This is a genomic window from Sphingopyxis sp. DBS4, assembly GCF_024628865.1.
Classification (GTDB): domain Bacteria; phylum Pseudomonadota; class Alphaproteobacteria; order Sphingomonadales; family Sphingomonadaceae; genus Sphingopyxis.
Map to the genome: position 1 here is coordinate 1,466,874 of NZ_CP102384.1, position 13,904 is coordinate 1,480,777.

The following is a 13,904-nucleotide window of genomic DNA, read 5'->3' on the forward strand; positions in this document are numbered from 1 at the left end:
CGATTCGGTCGGTTTTCGGCAGATTTTTTGCACCTGTGAGGGCATCGGAATCGCGCGGCGTTCGGCGTATCGGGGTGACGTCATGATGCGCGACAAGCGGCTTGCCAATCCTTCGCGCGCCCCTAAAGCTGGCGCGCGATGACCAACTGCCAGCCTGGGGGGCGCCGGTGGCCCTGATCGCGCTCGTCGGCGCGAGCGAAATGCTGCCCGACGGGTCGCTGCGCGCGCTCGTCACCGTGGCGGGCGAGACGCTGATCGAGCGGCAGGCGGCGCGGCTCGCCGATGTCGGGGTGACGCATATCGCGGTCGCGGTCGCGGCGGTGCCGGCGGAGCTGCTCGGCGTTTGCGACCGCATCCGGCGCCGCGGCCTGAAGGTGACGCCGGTGCGTGCCGCCGCCGATCTGGTCGCGCTGGTCGAGAGCGATGACCGCATCCTTCTCGTCGCCGATGGCCTGCGCGCCGGGGGCACCCATTATGCGGCGATCGCCAAGCCTGGGTCGCCCGCGATCCTCGTCACCGGCGACACGGTGCTGACGCAGGCGTTCGAGCGGATCGACGCGACGCGGCGCTGGGGCGGGCTGGCGTCGATCTCGCAGCCGATGGCGGCCGAACTCGCGGCGATGCCCGGCGAATGGGACATGATGCTGACCTTGCTCCGGATGGCGGTGCAGGCGGGCGCGCGGCGGCTCTATTGCGAGCCGGCGCTGTTCGAGCAGGGCGAGATTGCGATCGTCACCGACCGTCCGACCGCCGCGCTGATCGAACAGTCGAGCCTGCAGCAGGTCGAATATGGCGGCATGGGGCTTGGCCGCTCGGCGATCATGATGCCGCTGGTGCGATTGGTCGGCCCCTTGCTTGTGCGTTCTGCAAAGACTGCACGCTATCTTCCTTATGCTACAGGAATTTTATGGGTCGGCGTCGCGTTGCTCGCGGCGAGCGGACTGGCGGCCGCAGGAGCGATCGTCGCGGTGCTCGGCGGGCTGGGGCTCGCCGCGATGCGTTTCCTTTCGGCTTTTCGCGCCGAAAGCGCGGCGCAGGACCGGGTACGGCATGTCATCCGCGTCTTCGGCTGGCTGCTGCTGGGGCTCTTTCCCTGGCTGCTGTCGCTGGGCGGGGCCGACCATCTGATGCCGCGCTTTTCGGAGGCGGCGCTTGCGCCCTGCCTTGCGGCGACGATCCTGCTCGCGCGCTGGCTGTACGAGGATGTGGGCGAGACGCGCCGTTTTCACTGGCTGCTTCCTGACGCCGACCAGGCGTGGATGATGCTCGTGCCGGCCCTGCTGTTCGATTTCGCGACGCTGATGTTCGCGGTGCTGCCGCTGCTGGCATTGTTCCAGATCATGATCTGGCTCCGCCTCGCGCGGCGGCCGGATTCACTCTAAAACAAAGCGCTGCAAGGTTTAACGCCTATTAACGATAGGCTGCTATCGCGGGCGTGCATGGCCGAATCCCTTTCCCCGCCCGGCATCGAATTGCCGTCGCCGATGCTGTCGGCGCGCCTGCGCGAACTCGCCGGTTTCCTGGCGGCGCCGATGGCCGGGCGGCTGACCGAGGAGCAGCGCGCGCTGTCGCTGGGCATCGCGCGGCGGCTGGTTGCCGATGCGGCGCAGATGCCGGGAGACGCGATCGATGTCGCGATGCTGTGGCACGACTGGCTCGAGGGCGGATTGCCGACCGCGGCGCGGCTGGCAACGGCCTGCTATGCCCGCGCCGAGGAGCATCGCTGGCGCGAGCATTCGGCGATACGGGCAATCGCGCCCGCGACTGACGAGACCGACGAAGCCGCCGCGGCGACGACCGCACCCGAAGTGGCGCCCGAGGTCGACCGCGCCTATCTGGCGCTTCAGATCGCCGACCGGCGGCGCTTCGACGCGCGCGGCCATCCACGCATCGCGCCGGCCGATACCGACCCCGACCTGCTCCGCGCGCTGCTTGGCGACATTGCGGCGTGGCGCGTGCTCCAGCCGGGCAAGGACGGCGCGTCGGCGTTCGACCCCGATGATTTCGTGCAGCGCGCGCTCGACCGGCATTCACCGGCTGCGGGGATCGACCGCGCGGCGCGGGCCTATCATGCGTCGCTGGCGACCGCTGCGGATGTCGCGGCGGCAGCGGTGACGGCGATCGCGGGGCACGACTGGCCCGCGTTGATCGCACTGGCGGCCTGCGAACATCGCCGGCCCTATGCCGATATGGCGTTTGAGCTGCTCAGCGCGGCACCGGCGGCGTTGCCGACCCTGCTCGCCCCGCTGCGGCTCGACCGGGCCGCGCTCGCGCCGCTCGAGGCGTCGCTTGCCGCGCTTCCGTCGCGCGCCGGGGGAGAGGCGGGCCAATGAGCGAGCGCATCATCCGTGGGCGGATCGACCGCGCCGGTGCGCTGATCAGCGCCGATGCGCCGCTTTTGCGGCTCCAGCAACGCGCGGGCGCCGGGATCGGCAAGCCGCTCGCGCTGCCGCACCTCGCGCGGCTCGTCGCGCTGGCACAGCGGCTGCAGCGCGACCTTTCGCGGCCGCTTTATGCCGCCGACGATCATAGCGACATTCATGCGCTCGTCCGCGTCCTGCCCGACGGCGACGGCGCCAGTCTGGAAATCAGTGACTGGCGCGCCGGCGCAATGACGATGCCGCAAGCGGCGACCGCCGATGCGGTCCCGCCGCTGCACGGATGGACGTGGGAATGCGACCAGCAACTGCGGATGATCGCCCTGCAGGGCGGGGCCGATGCGCCGCTTGTTCCCGTGGATTGGGAGGGCCGGTCGCTGTCCGAGCTGTTCGAGTTGCAGCCCGACGAGCAGGGGCGGTTTCCGGTGCTGCGCGCGCTCGCGAGCCAATCGCGTTTCGAGGGACAGCGCGTCCGCGCCGACGGTTCGGCGGGGCGGGTCGCGATGACGCTCGCCGCCGCCCCGATTTTCGATGCGACCGGGCGTTTTACCGGCTTTCGCGGCGAGGCCGATGTCGAGCGCGAGGGCGCGGCGAGCACGAGCAGCGCCACCGCGACACTTGCCGACCCGGCCTTCGGGTCGCTGCCGCTGTCGGACCCGCAATTCGGGCGGCGGATCGACGGCGCGCTGCGTGGGCCATTGAGCCGCATCATCGCCACCGCCGAGACGATCCACGGCCAGTTCGACGGGCCGATCCGCGCCGATTATGCGCGCTATGCCGGTGACATCGCGCACGCCGGACGCCATCTCCTCGGGCTGGTCGACGATCTCGCCGATTTGCAGAATATCGAGCGACCCGGCTTCAAGGCGGCGGCCGACGAGATCGACCTTGGCGACCTGGCGCGCCGCGCGGTCGGACTTCTCGGCATGAAGGCCGAGGAAAAGCGCATTCGCATCGACGCGCCGAAGGTCGACGACAAGATGCCCGCAACGGGCGAGTTTCGCCGCGTCTTGCAGGTGCTGCTCAACCTGCTCGGCAATGCGATCCGCTATTCGCCCGAAAACTCGCAAATCTGGATTCGCGTCGACCGCGAGGGCGACCGCGCGATGGTCACCGTCGCCGACCAGGGACAGGGGATTTCGGGCGAGCAGCAGGCGGTGGTGTTCGAGAAGTTCGAACGGCTCGGTCGTACCGACAGCGGGGGATCGGGCCTCGGCCTCTATATCGCCCGCCGGCTGGCGCGCGCGATGGACGGCGACCTGACGGTCGAAAGCGCGCCGGGGCAGGGGGCGCGGTTCACGCTGAGCCTGCCGGCGCGGGATGTGGGGTAGCGGACAGGTTTGGGGTGAGGAACTGCCCCTGCCCACCTTCGTCATTCCCGCGAAAGCGGGAACCCAGTGTGGGGTCAGCCGACGCACGCTCTGGGTCCCCGCTTTCGCGGGGATGACAAAGTTAGGAGAGGGCCGGGCGTCCGCAATCGATCGCAACCAGCCTTACGCAAAAAAGGGGCCGTGGAACGGCCCCTTTTCCTGTTTTCGATTTCTCGCGAGTGCTTACCGCTTGTCGACGGGCACGAACGGGCGCTGCGTCGGGCCGGTGTAGAGCTGGCGCGGACGGCCGATCTTTTGCGCGGGATCCGAAATCATTTCGTTCCATTGGGCGACCCAACCGACGGTGCGGGCAAGCGCGAAGAGCGCCGTGAACATCGTCGTCGGGAAGCCGATCGCCGAGAGGATCACCCCCGAGTAGAAATCGACGTTCGGGAACAGCTTCTTCTCGATGAAATAGGGGTCGTTCAGCGCCATTTCCTCGAGCTGCAGCGCAACTTCGAACACCGGGTCGTTGACCTTGAGCGCGTCGAACACCTCGCGCACCGTCTTCTGCATCACCGTCGCGCGCGGGTCGTAATTCTTGTAGACGCGGTGGCCGAAGCCCATCAGGCGGAACGGATCGTCCTTGTCCTTGGCGCGGGCGATATATTCGGGAATCCGCTCCGGACGGCCGATTTCGCGCAGCATGTTGAGCGCGGCTTCGTTCGCGCCGCCGTGCGCGGGGCCCCAGAGGCAGGCGATGCCCGCCGCGATGCACGCGAAGGGATTGGCACCCGACGAGCCCGCGAGGCGGACGGTCGAGGTCGAGGCATTCTGCTCGTGATCGGCGTGGAGGATGAAGATGCGGTCGAGCGCGCGGACCACCGCCGGATCGACCTCATATTCCTCGGCGGGAACGCCGAAGGTCATGCGCAGGAAATTATGCGTGTAGCCGAGGTCGTTGCGCGGATAGACGAACGGCTGGCCGACCGAATATTTATACGCCATCGCCGCGATCGTCGGCATCTTCGCGATCAGCCGATGGCTGGCGATCATGCGCTGATGCGGATCGTGGATCTCGGTCGAATCATGGTAGAAGGCGCTGAGCGCGCCGACGACGCCGCACATGATCGCCATCGGATGCGCGTCGCGGCGGAAGCCGCGATAGAAGGTCGCGAGCTGTTCGTGCAGCATCGTGTGGCGGGTGATGGTGTTGTCGAAATCCGCAAGTTCCTGCGCGTTCGGCAATTCGCCGTTGAGCAGCAGGTAGCAGGTTTCCATGAAGGTCGAATGTTCGGCGAGGTCGCCGATCGCATAGCCACGGTGCAGCAGCACGCCTTCGTCGCCGTCGATATAGGTGATCGCCGATTCACAACTCGCGGTCGAGGTGAAGCCGGGATCGTAGGTGAAGGCGCCGGTCTGGGCGTAGAATTTGCGGATATCGACGACATCGGGGCCGACCGTGCCCTTGAGCACCGGATTTTCGACGGTGGTGTCGCCCAGGGTGATTTTTGCGATATCGGTCATTTTCTTTCCCCTGAAGGTTTAGGGCGGGAGACGTTGCGGCTACGCCCCTGCCGGATAATATTGCGCTGCGTCAAGTCGCGCCAGGCTCGCATCGCGGCCGAGCAGCAGCAACACGTCGAAAATTCCCGGAGATACCGTGCGTCCGGTCAGCGCGGCGCGCAGCGGCTGCGCGAGTTTGCCGAGCCCGATTCCCGCCGACTCGCTCGTCTCGCGAACCGCGGCCTCGATATCCTCCGCATTCCAGTCGTTCAGCCCGCGCAGCTTGTCGGTGACGCCGGCGAGCACTCCCTCCGGCGCGTCCCTTAGCACCTGCGCGGCCTTTTCGTCCACCGCGAGCGGCAGCGCCTCGAAAAGGAAGGTCGCACCTTCGGCGATCTCGTCCAGCGTCTTGGCGCGGGGTTTCAGCGACTCCATCGCGCGCACCAGCAGATCGCGTTCGGCATCGCCCAGCGCGCGGCCGACGCACTTTTCGACGCGCGGGGCGACGAGATTGGCGAGGCGGGCGTCATCGGCTTCGCGAATGTAATGGCCGTTGAGATTTTCGAGCTTCTTGAAATCGAAGCGCGAGGGCGAGCGGCCGACATGATCGAGGTCGAACCATTCGACCGCCTGCTCGCGACTGATGATCTCTGCATCGCCGTGCCCCCAGCCGAGGCGGAGGAGATAATTATTCACCGCTTCGGGCAGATAGCCCATCTCGTCGCGATAGGCATCGACGCCGAGCGCGCCGTGGCGCTTCGACAGCTTCGCGCCATCGGCGCCGTGGATCAGCGGGACATGCGCATAGACGGGCTCGCGCCATTCCATCGCGCGGATCAGCGCAAGTTGCCGGAAGGCGTTGTTGAGATGGTCGTCGCCGCGGATGACGTGGGTGATCCCCATGTCATTGTCGTCGACGACGACGCTGAGCATATAGGTCGGCGTGCCGTCGCTGCGCAGCAGGATGAAATCGTCGAGTTCGGCATTCTGGACGGTAACGTCGCCCTGCACGCGGTCGCGGATCGTGACTTCGCCGTCCTGCGGCGCGCGCAGGCGGATGACGTGCGGGGCCGCGGGGTCGCCGTCGTTGCGGTCGCGCCACGGGCTGCGGACGCGGAAGGGGACGCGCTTTTCCTGCGCTTCGGCGCGCATCGCCGCAAGTTCGTCCTGCGTCAGGTAGCAGCGATAGGCCTGCCCTCTGGCGAGCAGGTCGTGCGCGACCTCGGCGTGGCGCGGTGCGCGCGCGAACTGGAAGACGGCATCGCCGTCCCAATCGAGATCGAGCCATTTCATCCCGTCGAGAATCGCGTCGATTGCGGCGTCGGTCGAGCGCGCGCGATCGGTATCCTCGATGCGAAGCAGGAACTTGCCGCCATGGTGGCGCGCGAACAGCCAGTTGAACAGCGCGGTGCGCGCGCCGCCGATGTGCAGATATCCGGTCGGGGAGGGGGCGAAGCGCGTCACCACGTCGGCGCCCGTTGCCTCGGGGGTCGCTTCTGCCAGATTGGTCGGGTTTTCGGTTGCCACTGCGGCCTCTTTCACTCAATTTGCCGTTCCGGTCAGGGGGATCGGGACGGAGGATCGGGGCAGCCCCTAGCATGGCGGCAAGGTCGCTTCAAACGCCCATGTTCGCGCACGGGATTACGGTCCTCCGTGGGCTTCCGGAGCGCGCCGAGGCATGGCTCGATGTCGAGCGCGAGCGGATCGGGCTCTGGCTTCCGGTCGCGCTCGGTGCCGGGATCGCCGCCTGGTTCGCCTTGCCGACGATGATGCAGTGGATCGGGTTGCTTTTCCTGCTCACCGCAGGAGCGCTTGTCGGGGCTTTGGCCGGATGGCAGCGGCGGCTGGGTCGCATCGCAGCGGTCGGCTCTGCGGTGATGGCGGCGGGACTGCTGCTGATCTGGGCGCGCGCGGCATGGGTCGCGGCGCCGGTGCTGGCGCAGCCCGCGGTGACCGCCTTTTCGGCTGAGGTCGAAGCGGTCGAGCCGCAGCCTGCGCGCGAGCAGGTGCGGTTAATCGTCCGTCCGCTCGGTCGCCCCGATCTGCCGCCACGCGTCCGGCTGACGCTTCGCGGCGATGGCGGCAGCATCGCGCCGGGCGAATTCATCGGGCTCCGCGCGCGGCTGATGCCGCCTCCGACCGCGAGCCTGCCGGGTGGATATGATTTTGCGCAGCGGGCGTGGTTCGACCGGATCGGCGCGGTCGGGACGGTGCTCGGCGATGTCGCGCGGTCGCCCGGAGAGCGGAGCGGGAGTCAGCCGCTGCGCGCGCGGCTGAGCGCGCATATCCACGAACAGGTCGCAGGATCGCCGGGCGGGATCGCGGCGGCGCTGGTCACCGGCGATCGCGGTGCGATATCGCCCGAGGATGACGAGGCGATGCGCCGCGCAGGGTTGGCGCACCTGCTGTCGATCAGCGGGCTGCATGTGACCGCTGTGATCGGCTTTGCGATGCTCGTCGCGATGCGGCTGTTCGCGCTGAGCCGGCGGTTGGCGCTGGCGGGATATGTGCTGCCGATCGCCGCTGCCGCCGGCGCGCTTGCGGGGGCGGGCTATACGTGGCTGGCGGGGGCCGAAGTGCCGACGTTGCGGTCGCTGATCGCGGCGCTGCTCGTCCTCGTCGCTTTTCTGATGGGGCGCGAGGCGTTGACGTTGCGGCTTGTGGCGGCAGGCGCGCTGATCGTGCTGCTGTGGCGTCCCGAATCGCTCGCGGGGCCGAGTTTTCAGCTCAGCTTCGCGGCGGTGACTGCGCTCGTCGCACTTCATGAAAGCCCGGCGATGCAGCGCTTCCTCGCGCGCCGCGACGAGGTTCTGCCGCTGCGATGGGGGCGGGCGTTGGCGGGGTTGCTGATCACCGGGCTGGTGGTCGAACTCGCGCTGGCGCCGATCGCGCTGTTTCATTTCCACAAGGCGGGGCTTTACGGCGCGCTCGCCAATGTCGTCGCGATTCCACTGACCACCTTCGTGATCATGCCGATGGAGGCGGCGGGGCTGCTGTTCGATAGCGTCGGCCTCGGTGCGCCCTTCTGGTGGGTCGCCGATCATGCGCTGCGCCTGCTCATCGCGCTTGCGCACGCGGTCGCCGACACGCCGGGGGCGGTCGCGACGCTGCCGAGCTTTCCGCGCTGGGGTTTCGCGCTGACGGTCGGCGGCGGGCTGTGGATCCTGATCTGGCGGACGCGATGGCGCTGGATGGGGGCGGGGCCGCTGGCGATCGGCATCGCGGCATTGCTCGCGCAGCCGCGCCCCGATCTGCTCGTCACCGGCGACGGGCGCAACATCGCGGCGGCCGTGCCCGGCGGCAGCTATGCGCTGCTGCGTGATCGTGCGGGCGATTTCGTGCGGGATGCGATGAGCGAGGCGGCGGGGATCGACGTGCCGCTGAGCGCGCTCGCCGATCTCGACCATGTCGAATGCAACGCCGATTTCTGTCGCTGGCATCAGGGCGCCGACGGCGTGCAACGCGTCATCCTCGCCTCGCGCGGACGCGATCGGATCGAAGGGGCCGATATGGCGGCCGCCTGCGCCGCGGCCGATGTCGTGATCAGCGATCGCTGGCTGCCGCGCGAATGCATCGGGCGCTGGCTGACGATCGATCGCGACAGCCTGGCGCAAAGCGGTGGGCTGGCGATCTACCTGGGGAGCAGGCCGCGAGTCGCCGCCGCGCTACGCGCTGGCGATGAGCATCCGTGGCGCCGCCCCGACCAGCTCAGTGGTAACGACGAAGCAGTCCCGAAAGACGCCCTTGCACCATGACGCGCCCGGCCTCGTAGCGCTGCGGCTCATAGGCGCTGTTGGCGGGGTCGAGCCGGATCATCTTGCCCTCGCGGCGGAAATATTTGAGCGTCGCATCCTGCCCGTCGACCAGCGCGACCACGATGTCACCCTCGCGCGCGGTGTCGGCCTTCTGGATCAGCGCATAATCGCCGTCGAAGATTCCCGCCTCGACCATCGAGTCGCCCGACACTTCGAGCGCATAATGCTCGCCCGCGCCGAGCAGCGCAGCGGGAACCGCGAGCTGGTTATGATCCTCGAACGCCTCGATCGGTACGCCCGCAGCGATCTTGCCGTGCAGCGGCACCTCGATGATGTCGTTCGCGGCGATCGGGCGCAGCGCGGGGGCGGGCTTGCGCAGCGGGACGATATTGTCGCGCTCGCTTACGACGGGAGCCTTGGCGCCTTCGGGGGCCTTGAGCACCTCCAGCGCGCGAGCGCGGTTGGGGAGGCGGCGGAGAAAACCCCTTTCTTCCAAAGCGCTTATCAGGCGATGGATACCCGATTTCGACTTGAGGCCGAGCGCTTCCTTCATCTCCTCGAACGACGGCGAAATGCCGCTCGCGTCGAGGCGCTGCTGGATGAAGTGGAGCAGTTCATGCTGCTTGGCGGTCAACATCGCTTGTTCTCCATGATGCCCCGAATGGACCGGGCGCCGGACATAGGGAGAACGATAGTGGAACAAATCGGAACTTGTCAAGCGATGTCGATATAATCGGCCAGTTCGCCAGCGGCTTTGGTGGGGGCGCCGATCTCGCGGATCACGAGCGCATCGGCGTCGGCGAGCGGAAAGGTGCGGCCGCTGTCCTGCCCGTCGAACAGCATGAGGCGCTCGCCGTCGCGGCGCGCGCGCAGATAGTCGCGCCGCGTGCTGCCGGGACCGAGCGCGGCCGCGAGCGGCGCTTGCCGGATTTCGGGCAGTGGGTTGCGCGCGCCTGCAAGATGGCGGACGAGCGGGAGTAGGAACAGGGTCGCGGTGACGAAGGCGGAGGACGGATTGCCGGGCAGGCCGAGCAGCAACGCGTCGCCGATTTGGCCGGCGATCAGCGGCTTGCCCGGCTTCATCGCGATTTTCCAGAAATCGACGCGCCCGCCCGCATCATCGAGCGCGCCGCGAACATGATCGTGATCGCCGACCGACGCGCCGCCGACGGTAACGATGACGTCGTGACGTCGCGCCAGATCCTTGAGAATATTCGCAATCATCGTCCGGTCATCGCGCATGTGCAGCGGCAGACCGGTATCTGCGGGTTCGCGCGCGAGCAGCGCCGCGAGCATCGGGCCGTTGCTGTCGGGAATCTGGCCGGGGGCGAGCGCACGGCCCGGCTGCACCAGCTCGTCCCCGGTGGTCATGATCGCGACGCGCGGGCGCGCACCGACCGCAAGCTGCGCCGCGCCGCCCATGATCGCGGCAGCGAGCGCGCCCGGGGTCAGGCGCGTTCCGGCGGCGAGGAGTCGGTCGCCCGCGGCGAAATCGCTCGCGCGGGGGCGAATATGCTGGCCGCGCGCGGGCGCATCGCCGGTCAGAGTGAGCACTGTCTCCTCGGTGGCGGCATTTTCCTGGATGAGGATAGTGTCGGCGCCATCGGGAAGCATGGCGCCGGTGAAGATGCGCGCCGCCTCGCCCGCGCCGAGCGGTGCGGACGGCGCGGCGCCTGCGGCGACTTCGCCGACGATGCGCCAGGGGCCGGGAAGATCGTCGAAGCGGATTGCATAGCCGTCCATCGCCGACAGCGCCGCCGCGGGCTGGTCGCGTTCTGCCGCGATGTTCTGTGAGAGATAGCGGCCAAGCGCTTCCGAAAAAGCGATAGTTTCCGGCGCGAGTGGCGGGCGCAGTGCGAACAGGCGTGCCTGCGCTTCCTCGACGGGAAGCAGGCCGCTCATGCGGCGCGCCAGTCGCCCGAGCGGCCGCCGCTCTTTTCGAGCAGACGGATATCGCTGAGGATCATCGCGCGGTCGAGCGCCTTCGCCATGTCGTAGAGCGTCAGCAGCGCGACCGAGGCGGCGGTGAGCGCCTCCATCTCGACCCCGGTCGGCCCGGTCGTTTCGGCCGTGGCGCGGACCGAAACGCCGGTCTCCTCCCAATCGAATTCGACCGAAACCTTGGTCAGGGCGAGCGGGTGGCAGAGCGGGATCAGGTCGGACGTGCGTTTCGCGGCCATGATGCCCGCGATGCGCGCGGTCGAGAGGACGTCGCCCTTGGGCGCGTTGCCGCTGCGGATCGCGGCCAGTGCCTCGGCTGACATCGCGATGCGGCCGCCCGCGACGGCGCGGCGCCGGGTGGCGGGCTTGGCGCCGACATCGACCATATGCGCGGCGCCGCTGTCGTCGAGGTGAGTCGGTTTGCTGGTCATCGGGGCGAGCGAAGCAACGCAGCGTAAGAAAGGCAAGGGAAGATGGCGATTTTCGACCGGAAGCGGCCGCCCGGCATCTCCTAACTTCGTCATCCCCGCGAAAGCGGGGACCCAGAGCGTGCGTCAGCTGACCCCACTCTGGGTTCCCGCTTTCGCGGGAATGACGAAGGCGGGCAGGGGCGGCTCTCCACCTCAACGCGGAAATGGCGTTTTACCCGTTCAGCAGCGCCTTTGTCGCCGCCTCGACATCAGGCTGGCGCATCAGGCTTTCGCCGACGAGGAAGGCGTGGACGCCGCTTTGCGAGAGGCGGTGGCAGTCGGCATGGGTGGCGATGCCGCTTTCGCCGACGAGCAGCGTGCCGGGCGGCACCAGCTTCGCCAGCCGCTCGGTTACCGCAAGATCGGTTTCGAAGGTGCGCAGATCGCGGTTGTTGACCCCGATCAGGCGCGAACGAAGCTGGGCCAGCGCGCGGTCGAGTTCGGCCTCGTCATGCACTTCGACGAGAACGTCCATGCCGCGCTCGATCGCCGCATCCTCGATCTCGCGCATCGCGCCGTCGTCGAGCGCGGCGACGATGATCAGGATCGCGTCGGCGCCGATCGAGCGCGCCTCGGCAACCTGCCACGGGTCGATCATGAAATCCTTGCGGAGGACCGGAAGGTCGCACGCGGTGCGCGCCGCGATCAGAAATTCCTCATGCCCCTGAAAATAAGGCGCGTCGGTGAGCACCGACAGACAGGCCGCGCCGCCCGCGGCATAGGCGCGGGCATGGTCTGCGGGATTGAAATCTTTCCTTATCAATCCTTTGGATGGCGAAGCTTTCTTGATTTCGGCGATCAGGCCGAAGCCGCCCGCGCTGATCTTTGCCTGCAGCGCCGCCGTAAAGCCGCGCGGGGCGCCGGCGTCGATGCCGTCGAGGTCGGCGATCGAATAGGCCTGGCGGCGCTGCGCCACCTCCTGCGCCTTGGTGGCAAGGATTTCGGTGAGCTTGTTCATTTATAAGCGATCCAGCAGTTGAGCAGGGCGTTGGCGAGGCCCTTGTCGATCGCCTCGGTAGCTTCCTCGACGCCGTCCGCGAGCGTTTCGGCGGCGCCGGCGACGACCAGCGCTTCGGCGGCGTTGTAGAGGACCGCGTCGCGATAGGCGCCGGGCTCGCCCAGCAGCAGCGCGCGGAGCGCCGCCGCGTTCGTCGCTGCGTCGCCGCCGCGGATGGCGGTGATCGGGTGGCTGGGAAGCCCCGCGTCGGCGGCAGTGCTGCGCTGCATCCGCACGCCCTCGCGGGTGACGACCGCGACCTCGTTGCCGCCCGCAAGCGACAGTTCGTCGAGCCCTTCGTCGCCCGAAATCACGCGCGAATGATCGGTGCCGAGCCGGTGCAGCGCCTCGGCATAGACGGCGACATAGGCGGGACGCGCGATGCCGACGAGCTGGCGCGAAACGCGCGCGGGGTTGGCGAGCGGGCCCATCAGGTTGAAGATCGTGCGCTGTCCGATCGCCTTGCGGATCGGCTGGATGCGCTTCATCGCGGGATGGTGGTTCGCGGCGAAGAGGAAGCAGATGCCGAGGTCGGCGAGCTGCGCCTCGGCCATCGTCCCGGCACGCTCCATGTCGAGGCCGAGCGCCTCCAGCGTATCGGCGGCGCCCGATTTCGATGAAGCTGCGCGATTTCCGTGCTTTGCGACCGGAACCTCGCATGCTGCGACAACGATCGCGACCGCGGTTGAGACGTTGAGCGTGTGGTGGCCGTCGCCGCCGGTGCCGCAGACGTCGATCGCGTTTGCGGGGGCGTCGATCGGAATCATCCGGTCGCGCATCGCCTGCGCCGCGGCGGCGATCTCGACCATCGTCTCGCCGCGGTCGGAGAGCGCGATCAGGAAGCCGGCGATCTGTTCGTCGCTCGCGTCCCCGTCGAGGATCGCCGCGAACGCGGCGGCCGCTTCGTCATGCCCCAGCAGCGCGGCGGGGTCGGGGAGCGGGCCGAGACGGCTCATGCCGCGCGCCGCGCCGCGACCGGCAGTCCTGCTATCTTCAGGAAATTGGCGAGCATCGCATGGCCGTGCTCGGTCGCGATGCTTTCGGGATGGAACTGGACGCCATGGATCGGCAGGTCGACATGGCGGAAGCCCATAACCGCGCCGTCGTCGCTCGTCGCATTGATCGCGAGACATTCCGGAATGTCGACGACTTCGAGGCTGTGATAGCGCGTCGCGGTCAGCGGCGAGGGGAGGCCGGCGAAAAGGCCGGTGCCGTCATGGCAGACCGGCGAGGTCTTGCCGTGCATCAGATGGCCGCGCTGGACGGTGCCGCCGAAATGCTGGCCGATCGCCTGATGACCGAGGCAGACGCCGAGCAATGGCTTGCCCGCATCGGCGCAGGCGGCGACGAGATCGAGGCTGATCCCGGCTTCGTTGGGCGTGCAGGGGCCGGGCGAGATGAGGAAGGCCGCGGCCCCGGTCGCGAGCGCCTGCGACGCGGTCAGCGCGTCGTTGCGCTCGACGCGCACCTCGGTCCCGAGCTCGATCAGATAATGAACGAGGTTGAAGGTGAAGCTGTCATAATTGTCGATGACGAGGATCATGGCG

12 protein-coding genes are annotated in these 13,904 nt (G+C 68.2%); 4 read left to right on the forward strand and 8 right to left on the reverse strand.

Going from position 1 to position 13,904, the window contains the following annotated elements; all coding sequences use genetic code 11:
• Nucleotides 1-167: 167 nt before the first annotated feature.
• The 3 genes from NP825_RS06835 to NP825_RS06845 are packed head-to-tail and all read left to right on the forward strand — an operon-like array spanning nucleotide 168 to nucleotide 3,709.
• The gene (locus NP825_RS06835) at nucleotides 168-1,382 is read left to right on the forward strand and encodes a hypothetical protein (protein ID WP_257549721.1); all 1,215 of its coding nucleotides are present in this window, start codon (nucleotides 168-170) and stop codon (nucleotides 1,380-1,382) included.
• A gap of 57 nt (nucleotides 1,383-1,439) precedes the next feature.
• The gene (locus tag NP825_RS06840) at nucleotides 1,440-2,333 is read left to right on the forward strand and encodes a hypothetical protein (protein WP_257549723.1); all 894 of its coding nucleotides are present in this window, start codon (nucleotides 1,440-1,442) and stop codon (nucleotides 2,331-2,333) included.
• Entirely contained in the window at nucleotides 2,330-3,709 is a 1,380-nt protein-coding gene (locus NP825_RS06845) for a sensor histidine kinase KdpD (protein WP_257549725.1), read from the forward strand. The genes NP825_RS06840 and NP825_RS06845 overlap by 4 nt, the downstream gene beginning before the upstream one ends.
• Before the next feature lie 222 nt (nucleotides 3,710-3,931).
• Here NP825_RS06845 and NP825_RS06850 read toward each other — a convergent pair whose 3' ends face one another.
• Together NP825_RS06850 and gltX are read right to left on the reverse strand one after the other, a co-directional pair.
• Complete coding sequence (locus NP825_RS06850) at nucleotides 3,932-5,215, reverse strand: citrate synthase (protein ID WP_257549727.1); 1,284 nt, start codon at nucleotides 5,213-5,215, stop codon at nucleotides 3,932-3,934.
• A 39-nt stretch (nucleotides 5,216-5,254) separates the two neighbouring features.
• On the reverse strand, nucleotides 5,255-6,721 hold the full coding sequence (gene gltX / locus NP825_RS06855) for a glutamate--tRNA ligase (RefSeq protein WP_257549729.1): 1,467 nt from the start codon (nucleotides 6,719-6,721) through the stop codon (nucleotides 5,255-5,257).
• Between the two features lie 98 nt (nucleotides 6,722-6,819).
• Here gltX and NP825_RS06860 point away from each other — a divergent pair, with 98 nt between their 5' ends.
• A complete protein-coding gene (locus tag NP825_RS06860; protein ID WP_257549731.1) occupies nucleotides 6,820-8,949 on the forward strand; it encodes a ComEC/Rec2 family competence protein in 2,130 nt (709 codons plus the stop codon).
• On the opposite strand, the gene lexA is transcribed toward NP825_RS06860, so the two are convergent.
• The 6 genes from lexA to NP825_RS06890 form a co-directional block, all read right to left on the reverse strand.
• Nucleotides 8,903-9,586, reverse strand: coding sequence for a transcriptional repressor LexA (gene lexA / locus NP825_RS06865; RefSeq protein ID WP_257549733.1), 684 nt, complete (start codon nucleotides 9,584-9,586; stop codon nucleotides 8,903-8,905). The genes NP825_RS06860 and lexA overlap by 47 nt on opposite strands.
• A 77-nt stretch (nucleotides 9,587-9,663) precedes the next feature.
• A complete protein-coding gene (locus NP825_RS06870) occupies nucleotides 9,664-10,851 on the reverse strand; it encodes a molybdopterin molybdotransferase MoeA (protein ID WP_257549735.1) in 1,188 nt (395 codons plus the stop codon).
• On the reverse strand, nucleotides 10,848-11,321 hold the full coding sequence (gene moaC, locus NP825_RS06875; RefSeq protein WP_257549737.1) for a cyclic pyranopterin monophosphate synthase MoaC: 474 nt from the start codon (nucleotides 11,319-11,321) through the stop codon (nucleotides 10,848-10,850). Before moaC ends, NP825_RS06870 begins: the two co-directional genes overlap by 4 nt.
• A gap of 211 nt (nucleotides 11,322-11,532) precedes the next feature.
• A complete protein-coding gene (gene trpC / locus NP825_RS06880) occupies nucleotides 11,533-12,318 on the reverse strand; it encodes an indole-3-glycerol phosphate synthase TrpC (RefSeq protein ID WP_257549739.1) in 786 nt (261 codons plus the stop codon).
• Nucleotides 12,315-13,313, reverse strand: coding sequence for an anthranilate phosphoribosyltransferase (trpD, locus tag NP825_RS06885; protein ID WP_257549741.1), 999 nt, complete (start codon nucleotides 13,311-13,313; stop codon nucleotides 12,315-12,317). The genes trpC and trpD overlap by 4 nt, the downstream gene beginning before the upstream one ends.
• Nucleotides 13,310-13,900, reverse strand: coding sequence for an aminodeoxychorismate/anthranilate synthase component II (locus tag NP825_RS06890; protein ID WP_257549743.1), 591 nt, complete (start codon nucleotides 13,898-13,900; stop codon nucleotides 13,310-13,312). The genes trpD and NP825_RS06890 overlap by 4 nt, the downstream gene beginning before the upstream one ends.
• Between the last annotated feature and the right edge of the window lie 4 nt (nucleotides 13,901-13,904).

What these genes read in the sequence shown, in the direction of transcription:
- lexA (WP_257549733.1), bottom strand. Translation starts at nt 9,586, where the DNA reads ATGTTGACCGCCAAGCAGCATGAACTGCTCCACTTCATCCAGCAGCGC.
- trpC (WP_257549739.1), bottom strand. Translation starts at nt 12,318, where the DNA reads ATGAACAAGCTCACCGAAATCCTTGCCACCAAGGCGCAGGAGGTGGCG.
- NP825_RS06840 (WP_257549723.1), top strand. Translation starts at nt 1,440, where the DNA reads ATGGCCGAATCCCTTTCCCCGCCCGGCATCGAATTGCCGTCGCCGATG.
- NP825_RS06845 (WP_257549725.1), top strand. Translation starts at nt 2,330, where the DNA reads ATGAGCGAGCGCATCATCCGTGGGCGGATCGACCGCGCCGGTGCGCTG.
- moaC (WP_257549737.1), bottom strand. Translation starts at nt 11,321, where the DNA reads ATGACCAGCAAACCGACTCACCTCGACGACAGCGGCGCCGCGCATATG.
- NP825_RS06860 (WP_257549731.1), top strand. Translation starts at nt 6,820, where the DNA reads ATGTTCGCGCACGGGATTACGGTCCTCCGTGGGCTTCCGGAGCGCGCC.
- NP825_RS06890 (WP_257549743.1), bottom strand. Translation starts at nt 13,900, where the DNA reads ATGATCCTCGTCATCGACAATTATGACAGCTTCACCTTCAACCTCGTT.
- trpD (WP_257549741.1), bottom strand. Translation starts at nt 13,313, where the DNA reads ATGAGCCGTCTCGGCCCGCTCCCCGACCCCGCCGCGCTGCTGGGGCAT.
- NP825_RS06850 (WP_257549727.1), bottom strand. Translation starts at nt 5,215, where the DNA reads ATGACCGATATCGCAAAAATCACCCTGGGCGACACCACCGTCGAAAAT.
- NP825_RS06870 (WP_257549735.1), bottom strand. Translation starts at nt 10,851, where the DNA reads ATGAGCGGCCTGCTTCCCGTCGAGGAAGCGCAGGCACGCCTGTTCGCA.